General features: G+C 44.0%; 22 protein-coding genes. 4 read left to right on the forward strand and 18 right to left on the reverse strand.

The genetic code is table 11. The features are described 5' to 3' along the window. Positions 1 to 97: 97 nt before the first annotated feature. From purF to EO98_RS07815, 3 genes are all read right to left on the reverse strand, one after another. Entirely contained in the window at positions 98 to 1,555 is a 1,458-nt protein-coding gene (gene purF, locus EO98_RS07810; protein WP_048138240.1) for an amidophosphoribosyltransferase, read from the reverse strand. Between the two features lie 49 nt (positions 1,556 to 1,604). Next, complete coding sequence (locus tag EO98_RS17835; protein WP_082098527.1) at positions 1,605 to 1,775, reverse strand: 50S ribosomal protein L37e; 171 nt, start codon at positions 1,773 to 1,775, stop codon at positions 1,605 to 1,607. A 146-nt stretch (positions 1,776 to 1,921) separates the two neighbouring features. Continuing rightward, positions 1,922 to 2,140 (reverse strand): LSm family protein, encoded by a 219-nt coding sequence (locus EO98_RS07815; protein ID WP_011032293.1) that lies wholly within the window; start codon positions 2,138 to 2,140, stop codon positions 1,922 to 1,924. A 551-nt stretch (positions 2,141 to 2,691) separates the two neighbouring features. Between EO98_RS07815 and thiD the strand changes: the two genes are divergently transcribed. Beyond that, on the forward strand, positions 2,692 to 4,035 hold the full coding sequence (thiD, locus tag EO98_RS07820) for a bifunctional hydroxymethylpyrimidine kinase/phosphomethylpyrimidine kinase (protein ID WP_048138244.1): 1,344 nt from the start codon (positions 2,692 to 2,694) through the stop codon (positions 4,033 to 4,035). A gap of 238 nt (positions 4,036 to 4,273) precedes the next feature. Then, complete coding sequence (locus tag EO98_RS07825; RefSeq protein WP_048138246.1) at positions 4,274 to 5,572, forward strand: TrpB-like pyridoxal phosphate-dependent enzyme; 1,299 nt, start codon at positions 4,274 to 4,276, stop codon at positions 5,570 to 5,572. A 300-nt stretch (positions 5,573 to 5,872) separates the two neighbouring features. Here the strand turns inward: EO98_RS07825 and EO98_RS07830 are convergent, their stop codons facing one another. Beyond that, positions 5,873 to 6,280 (reverse strand): DUF1699 family protein, encoded by a 408-nt coding sequence (locus EO98_RS07830; protein ID WP_048138247.1) that lies wholly within the window; start codon positions 6,278 to 6,280, stop codon positions 5,873 to 5,875. A 674-nt stretch (positions 6,281 to 6,954) separates the two neighbouring features. On the opposite strand from EO98_RS07830, the gene EO98_RS19395 reads away from it, so the two are divergent. After that, positions 6,955 to 7,089 (forward strand): hypothetical protein, encoded by a 135-nt coding sequence (locus EO98_RS19395; RefSeq protein ID WP_255350267.1) that lies wholly within the window; start codon positions 6,955 to 6,957, stop codon positions 7,087 to 7,089. Here EO98_RS19395 and EO98_RS07835 read toward each other — a convergent pair. From EO98_RS07835 to EO98_RS07860, 6 genes are all read right to left on the reverse strand, one after another. Then, complete coding sequence (locus EO98_RS07835) at positions 7,053 to 7,466, reverse strand: DUF1699 family protein (protein ID WP_048136335.1); 414 nt, start codon at positions 7,464 to 7,466, stop codon at positions 7,053 to 7,055. The genes EO98_RS19395 and EO98_RS07835 overlap by 37 nt on opposite strands. A 103-nt stretch (positions 7,467 to 7,569) precedes the next feature. After that, positions 7,570 to 8,871, reverse strand: a complete 1,302-nt coding sequence (hisD, locus tag EO98_RS07840; RefSeq protein WP_048138249.1) for a histidinol dehydrogenase — start codon at positions 8,869 to 8,871, stop codon at positions 7,570 to 7,572. Positions 8,872 to 9,377: 506 nt separating this feature from the next. Further along, positions 9,378 to 11,570: an ATP-dependent DNA helicase gene (locus EO98_RS07845; protein ID WP_048138251.1), complete on the reverse strand. Its 2,193-nt coding sequence runs from the start codon at positions 11,568 to 11,570 to the stop codon at positions 9,378 to 9,380. Between the two features lie 193 nt (positions 11,571 to 11,763). Beyond that, on the reverse strand, positions 11,764 to 13,530 hold the full coding sequence (locus EO98_RS07850; protein ID WP_048138253.1) for a ribosome biogenesis/translation initiation ATPase RLI: 1,767 nt from the start codon (positions 13,528 to 13,530) through the stop codon (positions 11,764 to 11,766). 546 nt (positions 13,531 to 14,076) lie between these two features. Beyond that, a complete protein-coding gene (locus EO98_RS07855) occupies positions 14,077 to 14,490 on the reverse strand; it encodes a hypothetical protein (RefSeq protein WP_235283487.1) in 414 nt (137 codons plus the stop codon). A gap of 383 nt (positions 14,491 to 14,873) precedes the next feature. Further along, entirely contained in the window at positions 14,874 to 15,893 is a 1,020-nt protein-coding gene (locus EO98_RS07860) for an MBL fold metallo-hydrolase (protein WP_048138257.1), read from the reverse strand. 260 nt (positions 15,894 to 16,153) lie between these two features. Here EO98_RS07860 and EO98_RS07865 point away from each other — a divergent pair, with 260 nt between their 5' ends. Continuing rightward, the gene (locus EO98_RS07865) at positions 16,154 to 17,059 is read left to right on the forward strand and encodes a DUF1638 domain-containing protein (protein WP_048138259.1); all 906 of its coding nucleotides are present in this window, start codon (positions 16,154 to 16,156) and stop codon (positions 17,057 to 17,059) included. 93 nt (positions 17,060 to 17,152) lie between these two features. Here EO98_RS07865 and EO98_RS07870 read toward each other — a convergent pair whose 3' ends face one another. From EO98_RS07870 to EO98_RS07910, 8 genes are all read right to left on the reverse strand, one after another. Continuing rightward, positions 17,153 to 17,560: a DUF1699 family protein gene (locus tag EO98_RS07870; RefSeq protein WP_048138261.1), complete on the reverse strand. Its 408-nt coding sequence runs from the start codon at positions 17,558 to 17,560 to the stop codon at positions 17,153 to 17,155. A gap of 641 nt (positions 17,561 to 18,201) precedes the next feature. Continuing rightward, positions 18,202 to 18,468 carry a thioredoxin gene (gene trxA / locus EO98_RS07875; RefSeq protein ID WP_048138263.1) on the reverse strand — a complete coding sequence of 89 codons (267 nt, stop codon included), beginning with the start codon at positions 18,466 to 18,468 and terminating at the stop codon, positions 18,202 to 18,204. Positions 18,469 to 18,741: 273 nt separating this feature from the next. Continuing rightward, the gene (gene cofE, locus EO98_RS07880) at positions 18,742 to 19,548 is read right to left on the reverse strand and encodes a coenzyme F420-0:L-glutamate ligase (protein ID WP_200895233.1); all 807 of its coding nucleotides are present in this window, start codon (positions 19,546 to 19,548) and stop codon (positions 18,742 to 18,744) included. A gap of 249 nt (positions 19,549 to 19,797) precedes the next feature. Then, a complete protein-coding gene (locus tag EO98_RS07885) occupies positions 19,798 to 20,610 on the reverse strand; it encodes a DUF1638 domain-containing protein (RefSeq protein ID WP_048138268.1) in 813 nt (270 codons plus the stop codon). 367 nt (positions 20,611 to 20,977) lie between these two features. Further along, positions 20,978 to 21,856 carry a methylenetetrahydrofolate reductase gene (locus EO98_RS07890; RefSeq protein ID WP_048138270.1) on the reverse strand — a complete coding sequence of 293 codons (879 nt, stop codon included), beginning with the start codon at positions 21,854 to 21,856 and terminating at the stop codon, positions 20,978 to 20,980. Positions 21,857 to 21,880: 24 nt separating this feature from the next. Then, the gene (locus tag EO98_RS07895; protein ID WP_048138272.1) at positions 21,881 to 22,495 is read right to left on the reverse strand and encodes a methylenetetrahydrofolate reductase C-terminal domain-containing protein; all 615 of its coding nucleotides are present in this window, start codon (positions 22,493 to 22,495) and stop codon (positions 21,881 to 21,883) included. 2 nt (positions 22,496 to 22,497) lie between these two features. Beyond that, positions 22,498 to 23,724 carry a dihydropteroate synthase gene (gene folP, locus EO98_RS07900; protein ID WP_048138274.1) on the reverse strand — a complete coding sequence of 409 codons (1,227 nt, stop codon included), beginning with the start codon at positions 23,722 to 23,724 and terminating at the stop codon, positions 22,498 to 22,500. Between the two features lie 1,363 nt (positions 23,725 to 25,087). Beyond that, positions 25,088 to 25,951 carry a bifunctional methylenetetrahydrofolate dehydrogenase/methenyltetrahydrofolate cyclohydrolase gene (locus EO98_RS07910; protein ID WP_048138277.1) on the reverse strand — a complete coding sequence of 288 codons (864 nt, stop codon included), beginning with the start codon at positions 25,949 to 25,951 and terminating at the stop codon, positions 25,088 to 25,090. Positions 25,952 to 25,954: the final 3 nt, after the last annotated feature.

Here is a 25,954-nt window from a genome sequence, read left to right on the forward strand (position 1 = left end):
GGACGAGTTAAAATACAGGATCGAACCGAAAAGTAGCGCAGAACAGCCAAAGAAAAAAAATGAGAACAATAAAATAATAAAAGAAAAAGAAAGTCCCTTAAGGGCTGCCTGAAGAGACTGACTGAGAAGAGTTTTTAGCCTTACTGAAATCGTCCAGACGGGTCTGTTTTTTTCTGCAGATCTCACCCGGGATTTCTACAGGATATTCACCTGTAAGGCAGCCGACACACATGTCGTTCCTATCGCATTCAAGAGCTCTCATAAGCCCTTCAATGCTGAGATAACCGAGAGAATCAGCGTTTATAAGCCCTTCAACCTCTTTTGTAGTCTTGTACGAGGCGATAAGTTCCTGCCTGGTTGCCATATCGATCCCTAGATAGCAGGGGGCAATAATTGCCGGACTTCCGACCCTTGCATGGACTTCTGAAGCTCCCGCCTTCCTGACCATATCTATGATACGCCTGGAAGTCGTGCCGCGGACAATACTGTCGTCAACCAGGACTACACGCTTGCCTTTGATGTTATCCTGAATGGCGTTCATCTTGAGCCTGACTGCAGTTTCACGCAGGTCCTGTCCCGGAAGAATAAATGTGCGCCCTATGTAGCGGTTCTTCATAAGACCTTCCAGGTACATGATTTTGGATTCCCTTGCATAGCCGATTGCAGACGTGATTCCCGAGTCAGGGACAGGAGAAACTATATCTGCGTCTACATTATGCTCGCGGGCAAGCTCCCTTCCGATTCTTTCCCGGACCTTGTAGACGAGTTTACCATCTATGACGGAATCGGGCCTTGCAAAGTAAATGAACTCGAAAACGCAATGTGCAGGATGGGGCTCACTTGTGAGCTGGTAGCTCTCAAAGCCTGAACCCGTGAAGACCATAACCTCGCCTGGTCTGACGTCTCTAATAAGAGTGCCGTTCAGAGTATCGATGGCCACGCTCTCCGAAAAAACTCCGTATCCACCGTCAACTTCTCCAAAACAGAGGGGTTTGAAGCCGAAGGAGTCCCTGACAGCATACACAGTGCCGTTAATGAAGATAACAAGGGAATAAGAGCCAACAAGCTTGCGCATTACGATCCTGATAGACTCGATAGGATCATGTTTTATCAGTTCTTTCACAAGCAGGTGACCGATAACCTCAGTATCGGAGTCGCTTATAAAAATCCGGCCTTCGTTTTCCAGCTCATCCTTAAGTTCTCTGGCATTTACCAGATTCCCATTATGGGCGATGGCAACTGTTCCACCCTTGAAGTTCAGGATAAAAGGCTGACAGTTTTCAATCTTTGACCCGCCAGTCGTGGAGTAGCGGACATGCCCGACTCCTGCGTTCCCTATGAGATGCCCCAGGGATTCCTTGTTGTACACATCAGGCACAAGCCCCATGCCCTTGATGGACTTAGGAGACGTACCGTCATGCACCATTATGCCTGTGGACTCCTGTCCTCTATGCTGGAGGGCATACAGAGCGTAATAAAGCTTGAATGCGACAGCATTTGACTGAGGCCTGTCGTCAGGGAGGATTATGCCTGCAACCCCGCATTCTTCTTTCAATCTTAACCTCCGGTGCAGGTAAAAAATAAAGAAAATTGAGCAGGAAAGTTTAATACTTGCACTTTGCCTGCCATTTGTAAGATCTCATGCGGGTTGTTTTTCCGAAACCGCATGAAGTACACTCTTTTGTATGTATGTTTAATGAAACGCTGCCGCATCTTCTGCATTTGGCGTGAGTGCGCTTCTGTCTTTTTCCCATTGATGCCGTGCCTTTACTCATTCCTAGATCTCCTTATAAAAATCAACTTATTAGTGTGTGATATTCGATAATTCGAAGCAATTTTGTTTTTTGGAATTAATTCTCAGTCATACAGATTCTGCTGCTCACCGAGGTTTAACGTTAATAGATGAAGTGCTTGATATAGATTACGGAGATACGTATACCACGTTATCACCGCGAATAACGACACTGCTGAATTTACTTACAACTTCTCCTTCTCTTAATTCTTCAGCGTTGTCAAGCACGAGGTTCATGTGAATATCGTATCCTTTCAGCTCGCCCCTAAACTCACGTGCGCCTTTCAATCTAACAATTACAGGTGTGTCCAGTGCGTTGTTCAAAATATCCAGAGGTCGGTTTGCCATCCTTACAATCCCCTTAAAACATTATAAATCAATTCATTATCTATATCAATATAAATAGTTAATCCAGACTTAAACTGATCGCCGCGCTTAAGTATTTGATTATTTGCATCAAAGTCGCAAATACAATATATAAATGTATCGAAGCAATATATCCTTTTCAGGTTCCAATATATAAACGAACCCAAAATAGAAGAAAAATACTCTTTTCAGGGGAAAAATACAATATTACTAAAACACTTTCACTCAACGCTTTCAGAAATGATTTAAAAAGTTTGCAGAAAATAAAACCTGCAAAAAACAGTCCTTCATAAGCTTGCAGAAACATTATGTAATCCAGTTTTTCGAAAGACGGTTTCTTCAAAAGCCAGCTGCCCGGAAGTATCTGCAGTATAGAAATCTCTGCAGAATTATACAGATCACTCTATAGAATAAAATAAAAATTCCTTTGCCCGAGAAACAGAAAAGCAAGCTCTGGAAAAAGTCATTCTGGAAAAAGGCAGTATATGCCAGTATATTAAACATATAAAGAAAATATAAAAAAGAGGAGTATAATGACAGGAAATCCCTTATCAAAAACCCCTATTGTGATGACGATTGCAGGCTCGGATTCAGGAGGAGGAGCCGGAATTGCTGCTGACCTGAAGACCTTTGCCGCATTTGGAGTTCACGGTACCTGTGCCATAACTTCCGTAACTGCCCAGAATACAACAGGAGTTCTTAAGACATTTGACCTTGCCCCTGAAGCTGTTGCAAGCCAGATCGAAGCTGTCTGTACGGATATGAATATCAAATGGGTAAAGACCGGAATGCTTGCCTCATCGGAAATCGTAAAGGAGGTTGCAAAGCAGGTAAAAAAGCACAGACTTTCCCTGGTGATCGACCCTGTCATGGCTGCTGAAGCCGGAGGAGACCTCCTGCGAAAAGAAGCGCTTTTGGTCCTTATCGAAGAACTGCTGCCCCTCTGTAAGGTTACGACTCCAAACGCCTCTGAGGCAGGTGCAATTGCAGGAATTCCTGTCAAAACCCATGAGGATGCAAAACTCGCGGCAAGAAAAATTGCAGACCTTGGAGTTGAAGCCGTTATTGTTACAGGAGGGCACCTTGATGCGACTGACCTGCTCTATGAATCCGTTTCCGGCACCTTTACCCGCGTTCCCGGAACTTTTGTCAGAGGAGGAACCCACGGCTCGGGCTGTACCTACTCTGCATCGATGACTGCCTGCCTTTCCTATGGGAACAGTCTGGAAACCGCTGCCAGGAAGGCAAAGAAATTCGTGGAGCAGGCAATCCAGAGGAGCCTGCCTGCGGGCAGAGGAGCGGACCCTGTAAACCCCCTCGGAAAGACCCTTGAGGAAAAAGAGCGCTACCTTGCCCTGAAGGATGTAAAAGAAGCGGTATCAATCCTTGCAGACAACCCTGAGTTTGCAAAGCTCATTCCTGAGGTTGGATGTAACATAGGAAGGGCAATTCCGGGCGCCCGAAACTATGAGGACATTGCGGCTGTGGACGGCAGGATAGTAAGGTACAGAGGAAGGACAAATCCTGTTGGATGTGTTGACTTTGGAGCCAGCAGGCATGTAGCAAGGGTCGTTTTTGCAGCTCTTCGCGAGAATCCTGACATCAGAGCTGCCATGAATGTAAAATATTCAGAAGAGATCCTTGAAGCCTGCAGGGAAATGGGGCTTGAGATTTCCTCTTTTGACAGATCTAAAGAGCCTGAAGAGGTCAGTACCATGGACTGGGGCACTTCTGAGGCAATTAAAGAATACGGAGGAATGCCTGAAGTAATCTATGATGAAGGAGGAATGGGAAAAGAACCTATGGTCAGGCTTCTCGGTCCGGATGCTTCAGAGGTTGCAAAAGTTGCAGTGAAACTTGCCGGAAGATTGAGATGACAACTGTAATCAACAATCATAATCAACAATCATAATCAACAATCGTAAACAACAATCGTAAACAACAACCGGCGGAAAGCCGGCACACGTTTTCTTTTTTTCGTTTCCGTAATTTCGAGGGTGATTCTAAGATTCACAAAGTATAAAGGTGTGGTTTGGAGTTCAGACATGCAAAACAGATAACGCTTAAATACATCAAGGTACGATTTTGTACAGAAATAATGTGAAGGAGATTTTCATGGAACAGACAAAGATTATCCTTGATGAAAATGAGATGCCGAAGAAATGGTACAATGTCCTTTCCGACCTTCCCACTCCAATTGATCCATCTCTTGACCCCAGAACCTGGCAGCCTATAAGCCCGGATGCTCTTGAGCCTATTTTCCCGAAGGAACTGATCAGGCAGGAAATGAGCAGCGATCGGTATATTGATATTCCCGAGGAAGTGCTTGATATTTACAGGCTCTGGAGACCAAGCCCCCTATTCAGAGCCCATCAGCTGGAGAAAGTTCTCAAGACCCCTGCAAAGATCTATTATAAGTACGAAGGAGTTAGCCCTGCAGGCAGCCACAAAACAAATACCTCCATTGCCCAGGCTTACTATAACATGAAAGAGGGTACCGAGAGGCTCACAACAGAGACAGGAGCAGGGCAGTGGGGAAGTGCTCTTTCTCTTGCCTGCAACTACTTCGACCTCGAATGCAAGGTCTATATGGTCCGTTCCAGTTACTACCAGAAACCTTACAGAAAATCCCTCATGACCCTCTGGGGAGGAAATGTAGTGCCTTCCCCAAGCCCGGATACGGAGTTCGGAAGAAAGATCCTGCAGGAGCAGCCTGACACCCCAGGAAGCCTCGGGATTGCAATCAGTGAGGCTGTAGAGGATGCAGTAGCCCACGAGAACACAAAGTATTCCCTTGGAAGTGTGCTTAACCACGTTGTACTCCATCAGACCGTAATAGGCGCAGAGTGCAAAAAGCAGCTTGAGCAGGTCGAAGAATACCCTGATGTGGTTATCGGGTGCTGCGGAGGAGGAAGCAACTTAGGTGGAATTGGGATTGAGTTCATAAAAGACAGGCTTGAAGGAAAACACAGTGCAAGAGTGGTCGCAGTCGAACCCTCAGCCTGCCCTACCCTCACAAAAGGAGAGTACAGGTACGATTTCGGAGACACTGCCGAGATGACACCCCTCCTTAAGATGTATACCCTCGGCCACAAGCATACGCCTCCTGCTATCCATGCCGGAGGACTCCGCTACCACGGCGACTCTCCGATCATAAGTAAACTCTATGCCGAAGGGCTTATGGAAGCGGTTTCATATGACCAGCAGGAAGTTTTTGATGCAGCCGTACAGTTTGCCAGGACGGAAGGAATAGTGCCTGCACCTGAATCTTCCCATGCTATTCGCTGTGCAATTGATGAAGCCCTTGCAGCCAAACAGACGGGGGAAGAAAAGACCATTCTCTTCAACCTGAGCGGGCATGGTCACTTTGACATGGCTTCCTATGACAAATATTTCAGCAGGGAACTTGTCTGAAATAACCGGGGATAATAAAGAGCATAAGCTAAAAAACACACAAAAAATAAAGCCTGAAATATACGTGCTAACATATACGGGCTAAAACGTAAACTGCCCCTGGGCTAAAAACCCGGGGGTTTTACGCTTTGTTCTATAAAGGTTAAAGAGTATAGAATCGGACAGGTATGCCCTTCAGGTGTCCTGTGCTTTTTAGAGAAAACGTTTTCCAGATAATGTGTTTTTTAAAAATGTTTTTATACAGATATTTCCTTGCACCGTGTTACTGGTACACTCTGGCTGCACTTTCAATAAAGCTTATTACTCAAACTGCTTTCTGTTCAGGATATAAAGGATCATCTTTGGGCTGAGCTTGCTTTCCTTCGTTATTTTTTCGGAAATATTTTCGTCCGGAACTCCTTCTGCTTTCATCTTCCTTATTTTACTCATTACTGAAGGAGGGACGGTGTAATACTCGTTTATGTCCTTTCTGTGCCCCCATACATCTCCTTCAATCAGCTGGATCTTTTGCATTCCCAAAAACATCTCCATAGACTTCGAAATCGTCTTTTGATATGATTTCGGAAGCTGGACTATTTCGAGCCTCGGACAGATTTCAACAAGCAAGAAAATATCTTTATTTGAAGGCCTGAACGCAAGGTGAATTACCTTTTCGTTCGGGTTTAAGGAGAGAATTTCATCTCTTGAACTAACAACTCTTATTTTCATACCATTCCCCAGACCCTAATTAAGTTTAAGAATTAATAAAATAAGTTATACGGCAATATTTAAAAATGTTTCTCTGTTATGTATGAAAGGTTTGTTTTGTAGAACAAGATATATTTAAAAAAGAGAGATATGTAAAAGCAAAAATAAAAATATAGAAACAAAAATGCAGGATTTAAGGCATAAAAAACAGCTTAATTTTTATATAGAGATCATATAAATATAAAAATATAGTAATATAGAAATCAATAATTTTTTATGGAATTGATATAAACTGAAACTCTTTGACCGTCGCACCCGTCTGTTAAAATAATTTTAAAAAAGTAAAGATAATAGCTACACAAAAAAGTAAACATAATAGATATACAGGAAGTCAACTACCCTCTAAATCTAAAGATTTAACGGGTTTCATACTAAGGTTTTATGATTTAAAGGGGAGAGTACGAGCTCCTTTACATCTCGATGAAAAAGAACACCGTATTTGATTAAGGAAAATAATTGAGAAAAACATAGGCAAATTAGAGAAAATATTATTACGGCTGAGAGTTCCACCCCGTAAACCCCTTCAAAAAATAGATCTGGAAATATATGGAAAACTTTTTAAGACAGAGTCTTAAAAAGTTGACTACCCCCTTCAGTTAAGTTATCCTTCACGGGTGTACAGAAGAAAAACCGATTTGCCCCGAAAAGTTATGATTGAAAGGGTAGATGAATCCATGCTTCAGGACAATTCCATGCTTCAGGACAATTCCATGCTTCAGGACAATTCCATGCTTCAGGACAATTCCATGTTTCTTTTGCTCAGAATATAGAGTATCATGTCCGAATTAAGCTTGCTTTCTCTCGAAAGCTTTTCGGCAATCATCTCATTGGAGAAACGATCGGCTTTTAATTCCTGAATTTTCTCCATAACATTCTGAGAAACATTGTAGTATTCGTTAATGTCTTTCCGATGTCCCCATACATCCCCTTCAAGGAGATTAATCTTCTGCATTTCCAGGAACATTTCTATTGACTTTGAAACAGTCCTTCTGTAGGATTTAGGAAGCTGTATGGCTTCAATTTTAGGGCATGTTTCGGCAAGCATGAATACATCCCTATTAGACGGCCTGAAAGCAAGGTGGATAACCTTCTCATTCGGGTTTAGGGTAGGAATTTCCTCCCGTGAACTAACCACTCTGATTTTCATATTAATCCCCACTCTCCTTATTTAAAAATTAAATCTTTTTTATTTAAATATCAAATTTTGTTTACGCATTTACATTTTATATACATATCGACTAGCAGAAATATTATTTAGAGGGTTTGTACCCGAAACGGGTTCTAATAGCATCAGCATGTGCCTGCAGACCTTCTTCCTCAGCTAATGCGATTATAGTTTCTTTCAGACTTTCAAGCCCACTCTTACTGATTTTCTGGATACTTGAATATTTAAGAAAGTGGTTGATATTCAGACCGGAATAAATCCTGGCATATCCTGCAGTGGGAAGCACGTGATTGGTACCGGAGGCATAATCTCCAACCGGAACAGGAGCATAGTTCCCTATAAAAATCGATCCGGCATTTTTAATCCTGTCAAGTACGAAATCGGAGTCTTCCACCATAATCTCCAGGTGCTCAGGAGCGAACTTATTGCTGAAGTCAATGCCCTGTTCAAGAGAGTCTGCAATCAGGACTGCTGCATTTTCAAGAGAAGCTTTTACAATCTCAATTCTTGCAGTGTTTTCAGCCTGAACAAATACCTCTTTATTTACAGCTTCTGCAAGAGTCCCGGAAGTGGTCACAAGCACCGAAACTGCACTCGGATCGTGTTCTGCCTGGGCTATGATATCCGAGGCAACCATGACAGCATCGGCAGAATCGTCTGCCAGGATAAGAACTTCACTTGGACCCGCCGGAAAATCAATCTCGGCAACATCCCTTACCTGCATTTTGGCAGCTGTCACAAAAACGTTTCCAGGACCTACGATTTTATCCACCTTCGGGACAGTTTCGGTTCCGTAAGCCATTGCCCCTATTGCCTGCACGCCTCCAAGCTTGAAGACCTTATCTGCCCCTGCAACTTTCGCAGCAGCAAGCGTAAGAGGATGAACAGAACCGTCAGCCCTCGGAGGAGTGCATACGATAACCTGTCCGACCCCCGCAACCCTGGCAGGGATTACTGTCATCAGTACTGTTGAAGGATAGGAAGCCCGGCCCCCCGGAGCATAGGCACCCACACTTTCGAGGGGTGTTGCCTTCTGCCCCAGAATAACCCCGGGTTGAAGTTCCATAAACCAGGTAGTTTCAGGCATCTGGGCTTCATGGAAAGCCATGATATTTGCTGCTGCAGTTTTAAGGTGTCCCATAAGTTCAGGACCGATACCTGACAGGGCTTCTTCAAATTCCTCCTCGCTTACTTCAAAATCAGCAAGTATAACTTTATCAAACTTTTCGGTATATTCCCTGAGCGCGGAATCTCCCCTCGTGCGCACATCAGAAAGTACGGAGGAAACAGTTTTCCCAACATCTGCAAGCCCGGACCCCCGGGAAAGTAATTTCTGCATTTCAGCTTCCGAAACATCAGACAATTTTTTGAATAACATTGTGACCATCTCTGAGATTACCTGGTAAAACATGATCCAAATTGATCAATAAGTTTGGTATAAGCCTTGTATAAATGATATAATCTGATATAATCTGCTTTCATTAAATCCCTGATCTCATTTAATATTTTACCTCAGGTTCCGGGCATAAAAGAACAAAAAATAAGAATTCTGTCCTGTACAACCATATTAGCTATATTAGGTCGTTCTTTTTTATAGGGCCGCCAGACAAGCTGGCGGAGGCGCTTATATTGACCCGTGAATTGGAAACGGTTTTTTGGAAAAGGATTGTATTCAGCCCCGGGAATATTTCTCAAGTGTATTGTTTCTCGTAACTGAAGCGGCGTTTTATCGGGCACCTTTTATCTTTCGGGCAGGCTGGCCTAAGCCCTGCGCGGCGCAAAAGAAGAAAACTGAAAGATTTCCTCCGGGATTCCGGAAGAGACAAACCGATTAATCAGGACACCAATAAGTGAAAAATAAAAAAGGAAAGATCAATGATCATAAGGAAAAGATCAAAAATCATTGATTGTCTTCTGCCATTCAGGAGAACCTTTTTCAAGAGATCGGGCATCAAGGGCTTCGGGCACTACATCTCTTCTTCCGATCTGCTTGAAGATCCTTGCAGCAATCTTCGGCCCTACAAGAGCAGCCACCTGTTCAGGAGAAGCCTCTGCAAGGTCTGCTGTGGACTTGAAGCCTGCCTCATAAAGTTTCCTTGCCCTTACACGTCCGATGCTCCTGATGTCTAGCAGCCCCATCAGTTCAGGGCCTGCGCCGTAATGGATCCGTTTTTCAAGTTCTGCCGCTTCTTTTGCCCCTTTCAGGTCAAGGAGTCTGGCAAGCTGGGCAGCCACGTGCATGATCCACTCGGCAATGTCTGCAGTTGCACGGATGTCTCCTTCCCCTATGTTGAATTTTAAACAGAGCTCATTTTCAGGCTTTTCATGGATCCAGTCCATCAGCAGGAGAGCGGTCTTTACCTCGCTCAGGAACCACTCATACTCAACAACATTGAAGGGGCTTGGAACCTTTGAGAACTCTTCTGCATGTGCCATCACGTAATCATTGATATCCTGATAGTCCTGGCTCCGCATATACATCAGGCGCATATCAGGCGTACTGCAGACCAGGTGCAGGAGAGTAAGCTCGGTAAGAGTTCCGGCTTCTCTTAGACCCTTTGCAATAAGGGATGCGGAAAGTGGGTCAATATAGAGCCTGGAAACAAGTTTTCCGAAACCCGTGGAAATAAGGGAATCGGAATCCTTCTCAAGCATTCCCTCCTGCCGTAAAAAGTTCAGGCATTCATCCACAACCGTGGAAAGCCCGAAATTTGAGTACTGGAAAGCGAAAAAAGTCGCCTCCAGAAAATCCATAAGTTCTTCCCTTGTCCGGGCAAATCCGTTCGAGATAGTTGAAAGCACGTGCGTCCTGAGAGCGTTTTCCGTCCCAAGCTTGGACCAGATATCCTCGGCTCCGGCTTCAATATATTTCTCAAAAAGGAAAACCAATTCCTCGGATGTTTTTGCAAGCAATACAGCCTCTCCGTAGGGATCAAGCCTCGGCCTTCCGGCTCTTCCTGCCATCTGCTTGTATTCGAGCACCGGGATAGGCTGCATGCCTGCTTCGGAAGAATAACGCCGATAACTCCTTATAACTACACGCCTGGCAGGCAGGTTCAGCCCTGCTGCAAGGGTTGGAGTACTTGAGATAAGCTTTATGAGCCCTTCCCGAAAGCCGGCTTCTACAAGCTCCCTCAGAGGGGAGGTAAGGCCTGCGTGGTGAAATGCCGTCCCTGAACGAATGCAGGCTGCAAGAACTGAGGAGGTATCGGTTTCACTGTTTTCCAGGACCTCATCTGCAATCCCTGCAAGAGCTTCCCTGTCTTCTGCGGAAAGAGTCTTTTTAACTGCAGAAGTCGCTTTCTTTGCAAAGCCCACGCAGTTTTTCCTGCTGCTTTCGAAAACAAGGCACTGTCCGCCTTCCTTTAGGGTATCGAGCACAAGGTTTATGGCTTCATCTTTTGTGGGCTGCCCAACAGGTTTTTCCCTGTCCCTGCAGAAGAAAGTCCCGTTAAACAGTACCCCCTCCATAAGTTCGGTGGGCCTCCATTCGCTCAACACAAGTTCGGCATCAAGCCAGGCTGCAAGCTCATCGGCATTCCCGACTGTTGCCGAAAGTGCAAGGATCTGGCAGGAAGGGTTCATTTTCCGAAGCTTTGCCAGAGTGACCTCAAGGGTGGGCCCCCGGTCAGCAGAATCGATAAGATGGACTTCATCTGCCACAACAACCGAGATCTCCTGCATCCAGGCAGTCTCGTTCCTGAGCAGGGAATCGGTTTTTTCCGATGTGGCTACAATGATGTCGTTAATGCCGATTCCTTCATCCCGCCTGTCATAGTCCCCTGTTGAGATCCCGACCCTGATTCCCAGTTCGGAGAACTCCTGAAACCGCCTGAACTTCTCGGAAGCCAGAGCTCTCAGGGGCACGATATAGAGTGCCTTTCCTCCTGCGAGCACGGACTTCAACATTGCAAGCTCTGCAAGCAGAGTCTTTCCCGAAGCCGTAGGGATTGCAGCAAGCAGGTTTTTCCCTTCAAGCAGTCCCTTTTCAACAGCCTCTGCCTGGGGAGGATATAGTTCAAGAATCCCGGAGTTTTCATAAAAGCGCTTTACTTCAGCGGGCAGGTCGAGACTTTCTATCTTCATTGAAAACCAGAAACTCCCACATAAGATAAAAAACTATTTTGAAACCACGATACCAGTGCCAAAAACTGCTTTCCTGCAAAAGGTTGAGGCCCCCTTTTAAGGGAACCCCGGAGTTTTTCAGGATATTCTTTTCAGAATATTCAGTGGAAAATCTGGAAAAACTCAGTCTTTTACAGAATAGTCTTTTACAGAATCAGTCTTTTGCAGAATAATAGTAGTTTCCGCTTTCCTTCTGCTCCCGGTCAAGCCTTGATCCAAGGTTGTTTACGCGTGGGCGCCTCGTCTCTTCATCTCTGCGGAAGGTAATGCTCAGGTTTTTCAGGAACCTGTTCATACCGCTTTCCATACTGAACGGGCCGTGAGCCTCACCGTATACCGAGGGCTTGCCTTCAAAAACAAGGAGGCGCTGGCTGAGCAGATCTATCATATAGATGTCGTGGTCAACGACCATAGCTGTCTTCTGGTTGTTTTCGGCAAAACGGTTTATGACTCTGGTGACCATGGAACGCTGCTCCACATCAAGGTGAGCACTTGGCTCGTCCAGGATATAGAGGTCTGCTTCCTGGGACAGGCAGGCGGCAATCGCTACCCTCTGCAGTTCTCCACCACTGAGGTCTGTAAGCAGGCTGTCATAGATCCTTTCAAGCTGGAGTGGGTTTGAGATCTCAACCTCATAATAACTGGTCCCGAACCGCTTAGAAATACCTCTCAGGAAGTCCTGAACACTCACAGGAGTATCTGCTTTAATGTACTGAGGCTTGTAGGAGATTTTGACCTCGATTCCGGGGTCCCCTTCTTCAGGCTTGATTTCTCCTGCCAGGACTTTTACGAAAGTTGACTTTCCTATTCCGTTAGGGCCAACTATCCCGAGCACTTCCCCTTCACGCAGGCTTCCGCCTGTTGCTTTGAGGGAGAAGCCATCGCCGTACTTCGTTGAAAAGCTGTTAAAAGAGACCGCAGACTTAAACTGGGCGTCTTCTCTTGGAGGATGGACCTCGAACTTGATAGCTTCCGGCCGGATCCTGATATTTTCTTCAGGGAGGTAGCCTTTAAGGTACTGGTTGATCCCTACACGCACACTTTTCGGAAGAGTAATCACACCAAACCCTGCAGGTTCACCATAGGCGATATGAATTACGTCTGTGAGCATATCCAGGACTGCAAGGTCGTGCTCGACTACAAGCACTGCCCTATCCTTTGAAATATCCTGGATAAGGCGGGCTACGTTAATCCTCTGGTAGATATCGAGATAGGGGCTTATTTCGTCAAAGAAATAGAACTGGGCATCCCTTGCCGCACAGGCTGCAATTGCAACCCTCTGAAGTTCTCCACCACTTAATTCCGAGATTTTTCGCTCGACTACGCCTTTCAGGTCAAGATAATCGACAAGCTCATCCATAACCCCTCTTTCATCGGTTTTTTCAAGGAGCTCTGAGGTCTTGCCTTTGAAAGCTTTAGGAATCAGGTCAACGTACTGGGGCTTTTGGGAAACCTTTACCTTTCCGTCCACAACGGCTTTGAAATAGTCGTGAAGTGCCGTGCCGGAATAGTGTTCGAGTACCGTATCCCAATCTCCTTTCTCCTGCCCGAAATTGGGGATCAGGGTTCCGGAAAGGATCTGGACAGAGGTACTCTTCCCTATCCCGTTCGGACCCAGAATACCGGTCACCTTTCCTGTCCTCGGCACAGGAAGCCCGAAAAGGGCAAAACCGTTTGTCCCGTACCTATGAGTGGGTTCCTTCAGGGCTTCAGGAAGCCCTATGATCATGATGGCATCAAAAGGACATTTGTTAACGCATATTCCGCAGCCCACACAGAGTTCCTCGGAGATAACCGGCTTTCCGTCGGCTTCAAAAACAATGGTCTCGTCTCCTGTCCTGACTCTGGGACAGTACTTTTCGCACTCCTTGCTGCACCTTCTGGGCTGGCACCTATCTTTGTTAAGTATAGCTATTCTCATAATAGTCCCCGGAAATTCCGTTTTTTGATTGGTTGAAGTATAAATGAATTTAGTAATATGGGTTCATTCGTGTAAACCCGGTTGTATGAATTAAGTAATGTGGTATAGTTATCTGGTTTAAGTTAGTATCTGAGTTCAGTTTTGTGAGTTGTCTTTGTTATTCAAGCGCGATACTGAGACGCCTTTTACAATCAGAGTAAACAGGCATCAGGCATTCAGTATTCGTTTTCATTTAATTTCCGCAATTTTTCATATAATTATCGCAATAACTTAGTAATCACACAAATCAGTAATGGTAATTATGATCGAGGTTATAACGCATATAAAGCAATCAAGCATATACAGCAGTTATCGGTTATGAAATGCCTGCTCTGGTATATGAACCGTTGGAATGCTGCAGGCATGAAATACCACCTTAGTAAAAAATGTCATCGTGGTAAAGAGCATAATAAAAAATGAAGATAAAAACCGATAGCAAAAGAGCCGGGGTAAAAAGGCTCTTTTTTAAGGGAAAAGCCTTTTTTGAAGCCCAGGAAAAGAGTTTTTTCAATTTAGGAGCAGCGTCCAGGTCACAAGGAAGAAGTCTACAACTATAAACTCGACGTAAAACCAGTCCTTAGCCTTGAATTCCTTGACATCTATCTTAATCAGGGGGTAAACAAGCCTCTGGACGTAATATGTGATTCCGATAATTATCATGAGTATGGCATACCAGATCCGGTCTTCTCCCGCCCCATACTGGCTGAACATTACAACCCCGGCGATAATTCCAAGTATTGAAGAAACAATTGTTTTTATAATTCCATCCCTGTGAGCTTTCTGCTTTTCTTCAGGTGTCTTTTGCTTGGCAAGGATCTTTTTTTCTGGAACCTCAACACTTGTTGGAACACTTTCTACGGAAGCCTCTGTAACATTTACGAGTTCCTTTCTGGACTTTGACTTTGGGGTTTGTTTACTCAACCTGCATTCTCTCCTGAACGGCAATTATCCTTCCTGGGAATGTAGTATAAATTAAAAGCTTAAAATGATTAAAAATGGAATTATAGATTTCAATGATCATATTTGATTCGGTGATATTAGTTAATAGTTAAATTAGAGTTAAATTTGATCCTGTAGACTTAAATCATTAGACCATAACTTAAATCATTAGACCATAACTTAAATCATGCGACCATAACTTAAATTATTGGACTGAAACTTAAATTATTGGATTAGATTATTAGACTGGAGTCTGAAATTTGAATTGAAAACCTGTCAGACCGAAGTTATAAGATTAAAGTACCAGATTTAGATCATCATATTTAAATTTTTAGAATTAAATTATTAGGACTGAATTAAGGGATTTAAATAAATTCATTGCTTAAAACATTACCGATCTGATCTATGGATATCGAATCGATCCCTATTGAATTTAAATGTTTTGAAAATTTTGAAGGCCTGTGTCCTCCCGGGTGGTAAACAAGAGTAACCTCGGGATTGAGTTTTCTGACCATATCCTCAAGCCCGCACGCATCGAGGTGGTCACTTATCTTGATAATGGGATATGGATAATCAGCACGGCAGCTCAGCACGTACTTTTTTACATTCCACGGAAGCTTGTTAAGGTCCCAGGGAGCCACCACAAAAACATCATCCTCGCCCCCGGAGTCAAGTCCTGCAAGTTCTCCTGCATCCTCAAGCATGCTCCGCGTAAGCGCCCTGGTCCGGGCCTCCATACGGATTGCGCCGTCGTACCCGAAACCTCTCATTAATTCAACAGCACGCTGGGCTTTTCCGAACTCATATGCCCCGAAGGCAACAGGCCCGCTCTCAAAAAGGGCACATTTCATGCTTTCAAGGTCATCCGCAAAATGGCAGGAAGGGTCTTCGGGGTCCCCGTAGTTAGCTTCAGTAATAAGAACATCACAGGGAGGAAGCTTGCTGGCATCCTTGACATCCCCCGTGACCAGGATTCTTGTCCCTACATCGTTTTCCCAGTAAAAAGCCGTGGCGCCGACAGTGTGTTCCGTAGGGCAAGTCCTTACCCTGACCCCCTCAATATCAATTTCATCCCCGAGCCTGCACATGCTGCCCACGTACTTTTTTTCGTGCCTGATTTCAAGAGCAGTTGCTGTCTTTTCCGTACAGACTGCACGCGGAGAGAGCATAGCTGATTTTCCGTGATGATCGGAATGGGCATGGGTAATAAGATAGGCATCGGGCTGGGGGTACTTTCCTAGAGTCCGGGTAGTATCAATAGAAAAGGTACGTAAATCCCCCTCATTTCCCCTGAAACGGATTGAGACATGGGGTTTAAAGGTTCCTCGGGAGTTGCGCTGCCTGAGCGCGAGTACACCAAGGTCAATTAACTTTTTAGAAATCACGCCAATCTCTGAGGAGATAATACTTAAGGTATTTAAGAGTAGGGAAAAGGCGTGTAGATTAGTGACGTATTATATTACTATAATAAACTCACGAAGTAAGTACACTTTTAATACAGGTGGGCTCAAGCTGAACCGGGAGCATGGCAAGAAATAACTGAAGAGGTCATTTTGGTTATTTTTGTGCAATACCAACCAATTAACCAGGAAGCACCGCATTTGTAACTTATCAAAAGTAACATAACATGAGAGAAGGTTCACCGATGCCTGTACTGAGCATAATTGCCTGTAAAATGCTTGAAGATGAACTTGTTTATGTCCTCTCTAAAGATCAGAATGCCGTACGGTTGATCATAGTAGAAAACAGGCAATGTTTCAGGTTTGTTCGAAAGCTTAAATCCAGAAATTGCCAGGTCAGGCTTTTTCCTCCGGACCGGATATCTTTTTTCATAAAACAGATGCATAGTCCCGTATCCATGAAAATTCCGAATTTTCTATTGAAGGTTCCATTTTTTGGAGAAATACATGAGAATATGAAGGAAAAGAACAGAGTGAAGGCAAAAACCAGAGAAACAATCACCGTAGTGGTAAACATTCTGAAGCTTGGCCTGCATGCAGATTGTGACCTTTTAAAGTCTGAAATCTACCGAAATATGAAGGAAATGGCAGATTTTTCAGATGGTATTCTTATTTTTTATGGGAACTGCGGGCGCTCGTTAAGGAGCCTGGAAGCTAATTTCAAAGATTTTAATTGCCCCCTCTATTTTCTCGAAGATGAAAAGGGAGACATTGTGGATGACTGTATTAGTGTAGCTCTTGGAGGCAACGATGCCTATGCTGAAGTTATGCAGAGTGGAAACGGCACAGGTATGTTCTACCTGACCCCGATGTGGGCCTCCAGCTGGAAAGAGATGAAAAATGAATCCGGCGGTACTTCTGACGTCGATGAAAGTTTTTTGAAAAATCCTTTGTATAAAAAAGTTGTCAAAATCAGTAATGAAATCTCCAGAGGAGACGAATTCGACAAAAATGTCTTAAATTTTGCCCGGACTTTTGATATGAGCATTGTTGAAAAGAAAGGCAGTATGGAAATTGCAAGTAAATCCTATCTGAATGCCAGGAACAATATCTGCAAAAAATGTTCCAATTCGCTTAAAAAGAAGATTTAACCTGGAGATTAGATACTAAATACGAAATGTGGAATCGATTAGCTTTATAATCTAATCTCCAGCAAAGTTTTAAGGGTATGCCCCAAGGGGAAATCAGGCAGTAGCTTCCTTATTCAGGATATACCCGACCATTTCAGGGTTCAGCTTGCTTTCCCTTGAAACCTTTTTCTCAATCTCCTCAGTGGATTTACCTTCGATTTTCATCTCCTTAATCTTTTCAATCACTGAGATTGGAATGCTGTAGTATTCGTTTATATCCTTCCTGTGCCCCCAGACATCTCCTTCGAGAAGCTGGATTCTCTGCATCTGAAGGAACATTTCTATGGATTTGGAGACTGTACGCATGTAAGATTTCGGTAACTGGATTACCTCAATCTTCGGGCAGGTTTCAACCAATCCAAAGATGTCCTTGTTAGAAGGCCTGAAAGCCAGGTGTACGATACGCTCATTCGGATTAAGTGTAAAGATTTCTTCTCTGGAACTAACTACTCTTATTCTCATGTTTTTCCCCCACTATAGGTTGTTTTATGTTTTAAGTTGTTTTATGTTTTTACTATATTAGAAAGTACTTATACTTATTATAAATAGTTATCTCATTGCACTAACATTATTTAGATAGTATATTAGTTGTTTACTGACATTAGGACCCTGAGAAATAGCCTTAAAAAGCCTTAAAAAAGATTAAAACCGCTTTTTGCAGGTAGATTTTTTGATTTCACGTCAGTTTTTACCAGGTTTCATGCTAAAAATATTTTTGAATACTACTTGAATTATTCTGATTTGAGCTCCTGATATATTATTTTCAACTTGAAGCTTAACTGAGATTTTATAGAAAGAAGGAAAAATTAAGCTCCAATCAGGATTGGTAAAAAATATATTGTGCTCCGTGCATCAAAAAGAAAGAACTTCAGAAGAGATATAAGGAGAAATATCGGGAGAAATATCGGGAGAAATATCGGGAGAAATATCGGGAGAAATATCGGGAGAAATATCGGGAGAAATATCGGGAGAAATATTTCAGGAATAAAAACCTCCGGCTGAGGGAGCTGTAAAAGAAGTCTTCTAAAAAAACTCGGTTAAAAAGTTGTGCGCCCTCAGGTTCCCTGAACCCCGGGCGGCTGTTTTCAGAAAAAATACAGGGATCAGAGAATTTTATCGAGTTCAGATGCCAGTACACTGCCCTGGGTTACACCCATAAAGCGCTTTACTTCAGTCCCGTCCTTCTCAATGATCAGGGTCGGGACAGCGTGTATGCTGTACTTTGAGGCAAGCTCCTGGTTTTCATCCACATCGACAACCTTGAATTCAACCTTATCTCCGTACTTTTTTTCGAGCTCTTCAAGAATAGGTTTTTGCATCCTACAAGGTCCACACCATGTTGCGGAAAAGTCCAATAACATAGGTTTCATAAAATCACCTGCAATACTTGAAACGTCTGAGACTTTTTCAGTTCTTAGTTTATCTACTCTGGTAAACGTGCAGAGGAATCGTACATATGCGTCCGTACGGCACAGATGCCAGAACCCAACCCAGAACGATAAATGACCTGAAGATGGAATTACCAGATACAGGATCGGGACTCAATTTATTGTATATATTATCGCCGAGGATATATAACGCTTATCTCAGTCCTGCGAGCTCGCTTTAAAACATATTTCGAAAAGGAAGTTCAGGCAAGCTTTCTACTGATTCTCTTTTTCCGGATATTCTTTCCGGCCTTTAATAATGTTGCCGAAATACATGCACCCTTCCATTGAAATTGTTGGCATCTCCGAAGACTCATCAACCATTTTTACCGGAGCGCCCCGGATAAGCACGCAGGGAACCCTTTCTCCGGCTTCCCCCATAAGGAGTTCAGCTGCGGAAACCAGGTTGTCTGCCGCTGCTTTGTGAGTCAGGATGAGGGGCTTTTCATAAATATCAAAAGTGCCCCTTGCATCCTCCACAGGCACAAAGCCTGAAACTCCGAGTGCAATCCCTGTGCAGCCTAACCGCAGGGGCTGAGTCCTGCTGTCCCCTATAATCACTCCCAGCCTGCAGGAGTAACGCTGCTCAAGCCTTTTCCGGATGTTCTCGGAACTTCTTCTCGGGTCCTTCGGGAGCAGGACTACGTGGCCGTCAGGAGCGTTTGAAGCATCTATTCCAGCATTGGGAGAGAGGATACCTTTTGTGATAGTAAGTGCGGCGCCGGGAACGCCACCGAAAAGCTCATCACATTCCTGAAGCACAAGCTCCATTTCCCTCGGGTCTATCCCGTATTTTTCCCCGAGAGATAATGCCCTTTCTCCTGGCATGACGCTGGCAAGCTCGACAATTCTATTTTCCGCTGTGGCAACAGCAGATTCAGCCAGCACAATAACATCCCCGTCAACTGGAATAATGCCAGCGTCCTGCAGCGAAGCTTCAAGGGTCTGCACGATATCGTCCCCTGCTCTGATGATAGGGGTCTTAATCCCGAACATCTGGATGGAAGTGATTTCTGGACTCATTTTGATGCCTTTAAAAACTGTGATTAATCTCGATATTCAGAAACATAAAATCAATATGGACAGAATCAAACCGTAAAATACCGAAAGGTATTGATAAATGTATCCAAAGGCTCCGGAAAAACCCTACGGCAGAATAAAAAAATTTTGAAATAAAGAAATCCCCCTGGAAAATGAACCTTATAAACTAAAAGTGATTTACTGAAAGATCAAAATCGGACCTAAGATAACATTTACCCAGAGGAACTATATTCAGACAGTTGCCGTAAGCGAATGCTTCAGTTCACTGTAACACATTTCGAAGATAGCCTGATCAGTTTCGATTTCTGTAATTCCAAACCCATAGAAAGCTGCAAATTCCCTTGCCCTGGAATCGAAATTCTGCTGATAGTTTAAGCCGGTATTAATCTTTGCTACTTGAGTATATCTGGCAGCCCGAAATACCAGCTTTGACTCTTCAAGATTTTCCAGGCTCCGGGCAAACCCATTAGCTACGACCATTTTTTCCCAGTTGGCAGCCCACATGGGAGTAATCATGAAAAACCTTTCACCCCCGAAACCCTTTATTTTTTCCACGAAAGCTCTTTTGCCCCCCAGGGTCGCACAGATGCAGTCATCAACGATGTTTCCATCTGGATCCCTGAGCAATGCGAGAGGACATTCAAGGTACTTGAAATCGTTCTCGATATCTTTGAACAAGTTACCGCAAAGCCCATAGAACAAAAGCATCCCGTCTGAGAAGAGCGACATCCTCAGAATCGCATCATATACGTTCGTTTTCAGCATAGTACGCTTTTTTCCCATGCCAACGACTTCAAGGATGTTGAGCACAAGCATGAGGCCCTCGCCGTCCACATGCTTCACATCCTTAAGGCACCTGTGCGCCTCGACATTATTGAGAGTCAATTCCCGGCAGGGACAGCCAATTTCACCAAACTTCCGTACAATGTCCTCCGAACTCCCGTTTTTCAGTATTAGAACTTCATCCACCTCTTCATCATGCTCCACGAGATGAACAATTTCATCCTCAAAGATTTTGCATGATATGATACCCATTATCCTCATTGTGACCTCCTTATCTGGTCCCCTGGCTCTGGAAAAACTCTAAATTCACCAGCAAATCCAGATTCCAGAAAGAAACAGAAAAACACCCATCACCAACACCCCAAAAAACCCACACCAGATACAATAAATTAAGGGCAGTGTCGATTATAATGTATTTCCTGTGAGTATTTAAAAGTAGGTAAATAGAACGATGTAAGAAGTATACAAAAAAGAAGTATACAAAGAAATTTTTTATAAAAAAAGAAGACAGCGGCACAAAATACACAGGATCTGAAGCCTTAGCAATGGAAGAAAAAGAGAATGAAGCCTTAGCAATGGAAGAAAAAGAGAAGAAACCTCCCGGTTAAAGGGAATTTTTGAGATTCCTTTATTTTCCTGAAATTCCTGCCATTGAAAGCAATCTCGGAGTGTTTTTGTGAGATCCGATTGGCATAATGTGAACCCCTCGAGAGAGTTTTGTCAGTTCTTTTATAGTATCGGAAGCTATCGAAAGACCTTCTTCTATAGGGGAAGATGCATCTTTCATCCGAAGCCTGATTTCTTCAGGCACATGAATTCCTGAGATGTTTTTATTCATATATTCAGCCATACTCAGGGATTTGAGAGGAATCAAACCTGCAATTACGGGTACTTCAAGATGGTTTACTGCTTCCATAAACTCCTCGAACATGCCCACGTCATACACAGCCTGCGTCTGGATAAAATCGGCTCCGCATCTGACCTTTTTTTCAAGCTTTATTAGCTGCAAGGTATTTTCAGGATCTATGCCTGAGACTGCGCCTGCACAAAAAGAAGTGCCCCCATCCAGCCTTTTTCCTGCAAAATCAATGCCTGAATCAAGCTTCCTGACGAGTTCAATGAGCTGTACGGAGTCAAGGTCATAAACGGGTTTTGAGCCCGGATGGTCTCCACAGGCAGGATGATCTCCGGTCATCAAGCAGATGTTCCGGATTCCCAGAGCGTATGCTCCCAGAAGATCGGATTGAAGCCCGATTCTGTTCCTATCCCGACAGGTAAGCTGCATGATAGGTTCATGTCCCTGATCTAGCAAAAGCTTGCTGAAAGCCAGTGAACTCATGTGCATAATTGAACACTGATTATCAGTAACGTTCAGAGCGTCTGCAACACCTTTTAACTGGCAGGCATCTTCCAGGGGAGCTGAAAACATAGTCCCCTTGGGGGGAGAGACTTCAACAGTAACCAGAAATTTCCTGGAGTTCAGTTTTTCACGAAAATTAAAAAGCATTAAATAAGAATATTAGGAATGAAATTATTTAAAACCATGCTCCTTAGGGGCATGGATAACGTAAAGAAGGTCAAGCCTGTTGATCCTTTTCAAACGTTCATAGATAAGAGTCCATACACAATTCATCTCCCTGTTGACCTCGCACATTCCGTCCACAGACCCTCCGCAGGGCCCATTGAGAAGGGCTTTCGGGCATTGAGATTTCGGGCAGAGACCACCATATTCACTTATGGTACAGTCCCCGCACATAACGCACTGGTTGGAAAGAAGCTTGCCCCCACTGGAGCCGCCAAGTGAAAGAGTGTTGTTCGAACCGTATATAGGCAAATCAACAACACTGGCAACAGCAGAAACTCCACTGCCACAACCCATAACAAGAATGCAACGCGCTTCCTTTATTTTCTCGTTTTTCTCAGCCAGTGATTCAAAGGACCGGATACTGCAGGCTGCAGTTGGAAGAGCCCAGCCTACCACGTGCTTTCCGCTCTCTTCAAGCCGCCTGCACATCTCAAGAACTTCAGGTTCTCCTCCGGTTTTCAGTTTTGCAGCACATACGTTGCATCCTATAACAAAGATATTGTCCTCATCTTTTAACAGGCCAAGGATTTCTTCAAAGGTTTTTGCTGAAGTTATGATCATAATTACCTCAAATATCGGTATTCCAGATCAGTCCGATTTGAAATACATTCGCGGATCATTTCTGCAATAGCTGGGAGGGAACGGGCCTGCCCATCCAGTTTTCTGGCAAGGCGTTCAAATTGCAGCAGGGTACCCATCACAAGCACGTCAGTAGTTTCCGTTTCATGGGAAACTGCCTCTCTTGCAAGGGCTGCATCTCCTCCCCTTGCAAGCATCTCCTGTTTTATTATCAGAGCTTCCGTGGTTGTAAGGTTCCTGATCTTTAACATAAGATGGATGCTTTTTCCCTGCATTACCTGCGAACCGACTTGTGTAGACCCGATATTTCTCATTGCAATACCTGCATCCTGAGGGGTTTTTACATCAAGCACCGAAACTTCATACCTGCCCTCCTTTACAACACTTGTCCGGCTTCTCAGGGCTCCTGAAAGCTTAATAACGTCAGACGTCTCGGGTACATCATGTGTACGAATAATATGTGCACCTTTGTAAACCGCAATTGCTGCTGCAGCCAGGCTGCCGTAGAGCCTTTCAGCGGCTGGTTTGCCCAGCACGTCCCCTATGAAGGACTTCCTTGAAAGGGCGGCAAGCAAAGGCTTTTCAAAAATTTTCAGGCGCTCGAAATCATCCAGGGTTTCAAAATCATACATAGGCAGCTTTTCTTCTGTCCACCTGCCTATTGCAGGGTCAAGGATGAGGCTTTCAGGCACTATACCTCCAGCCTCGGCAGCCTGTATAATGGAGTCAAGTGCTTCAATAATGGAATCCATTCCCAGAGGGTCTCCGGGAATTTTATTTGAAGCCATAACCACAGCCGGACAGCCGTGATCTGCCACCACTTCTATCATTCGAGGGTCTGCTGTAAAACCGGAAACATCATTAATGACATCTGCCCCTCTTTTGAGAGCCTCTTCTGCGATTTCAGAAAACATCGTATCAACGGAAATTACCGCATCCACATTGCCTTCCAGCGCTTCAAGCACAGGCAGTAAGCGCTCAAGTTCTTCTTTTCTGCTTATAGGTTCTGCAAAGAGCCACGTTGACCGCGCACCCAGATCCAGGAAAGTTGCTCCGTCCTCAACCATTTTCCGGGCAACATCCAGTGCAGATCCCGGGCTTGAAATCGAACCTTTGTAAAAAGACTCAGGGCTCACGTTAATAATGCCCATTACATGTGCAGGATATTGATCTCCTACTTTTATACCACAGATATCAGTATTAACTACCATTTTTGACAACCAGGCTATATCGCTTTTAACTCAGTTGGCGCAACAGCGCTTGATAAATATGAGTGAGCAAACAATTTACTTAAACAACAATTACAGTATTTTTAATCAGTAATGAAATTTGAAGAATGAAATTTGGAACCGATCTGCAGATGCCTTTACTTCCGTAAAGAAATACCCTCAGCATCATTTCGTTGGATCGTAACTGCAAACGCTGTTCATTCAACCATCCGCTAACATTCCCTGAAAAAGCCTTTTCTGCCCCATCACCTGAAAAGCTCCCTGCAGGCAAGAAAAAACAAAACAATTTTTCCGGCTGCGAAGCTAAACACTGGAGGACTTGAAAAGGAACTGGGGGATGCAAGTCCGGTTAAGTTTAAGAGCTTCAGGAGTTCAGGCCTCCTGAGACCTTATATATGGAAGGGGATGGAGTTTAAGGTTATGGGAAATACATATCTAACTGTAGTGATTTTTCCACTGCAATTATCGATAATGGATAATTACAATCAGAATTCCGGATAATGTGATATCTAACTGGAATGTATGCAATTATGGAAAACGGGCGGAGTATTACTGGAACTCAATGCCATCAATGTATATCAGATAGATTTGTTTAGAGATTACAAATAACTCATTTTAGCGCCCGGATATTTTATGAAAACCTGACTATTTAATTAAGACTTCATAAACCATTTTTACTATTTATTGATGGCAGACAGGATTATAGTAAAATAGGCTTCAATGATACATAAAAATATTGATGTGTAAAATTATGTTACCACAATTAGGCAAACTTTACTGCGGATTAATAAAAAGTATATATAGGAATCAAATACGATAACCCAAATAGACATGTGAAAGAAAACAGAGTAAAATATCCGAATAGGATAAAATTAAAAAACAAATTTACTTGTCCTGGTACAAAAAGATTGAGAAGATTGTTTTGTGCCTAATCCACAATTAAAGAAGCATCAGAATAAAAGACCCGGCAAAAGTTTTAAAAAATTCGAGTAAAAAATTTGTTAGTCCCCTGCTACATGGCTGAGATTTTGGTATGAAAGCTCCAGCAAGGCTATTGATCTCGTAATTATCTACTGTACGCAGGCGGGCTCAAGCCTTGCGCGGCGCGTGAAAAGAAAGAACACGAGATGCCATTTGCGGTCATTTCGGAATAATACCAACCAATTAATCAGGGAGCACAAATAAAAAACAAAATGAGAAAAAGCCATGAACTACCACTCCCTAAAACTTTCGCCCGAAGGCTCAAGTTTTTGAGAATTGACGGCTTTCATCCCCCACCTGCCAGCTCGGACAAATCCGAAAGGTCGAGGAAGGGGACTTCCAGCTTTATGTTAAAATAGAGGATTTAAAGGCTTTTCTCCGCACACATGAGCACATGCTTCATTAGCATGGCAATTGTCATGGGACCTACGCCGCCGGGGACAGGAGTTACAAGAGAAGCTTTTTTGATTACGTTTTCAAAATCAACATCCCCATAAACACCGTCTTCTTCTTTGGTGATTCCCACGTCAAAGATTACAGCCCCTTCTTTAACCATGTCTGCTTTGATAAGGTGCTTAACCCCTACCGCAACCACTATGAGATCGGCACCAAGGGTGTACTTCTTCAGGTCATCGGTAAAGATATGGCAGACCGAAACGGTTGCGTTTCTGTTCAGAAGCATTGCTGCCATGGGTTTACCCACAACATTGCTGTGCCCGACAATAACCGCATTTTTCCCCTGAACAGGCACATTGTACTCTTCAAGTGCCCTGATTATCCCGTGAGGGGTGCAAGGAACAAGACCTTCATCCCCGATCATGAGTTTTCCCATGTTATAGGGGTGAAAGCCATCTGCATCCTTTGCAGGAGATATGGCTTCCATCGCTTCCTGCGGGGAGAAGTGCTTCGGTAGCGGAAGTTGAAGCAGGATTGCGTGCACATCCCGGTTTTTATTAAGGGAATCAATCAGGGCAAGAAGTTCTTCCTGGGTGGCTTCTGCCGGAAGAAGGTAATCTTCTGCTTTGATACCCACACGCTCGCAGGCCCTGTGCTTCAGGCGGACGTACATCTTTGATGCAGGGTCGTCACCTACAAGGATTGTAGCAAGCCCGGGGGTAACTCCCCGGTTGCTTTCGAGGTCCTCGACTCCTGACCTCACTTCTTCTTCAACCTGCTGTGCAAGGACTTTTCCATCTATGATCCGTGATTCATAGCTTTCATCTGACAACTT

This window comes from Methanosarcina sp. 2.H.T.1A.6 (genome assembly GCF_000979455.1).
Taxonomy (GTDB): Archaea; Halobacteriota; Methanosarcinia; order Methanosarcinales; family Methanosarcinaceae; genus Methanosarcina.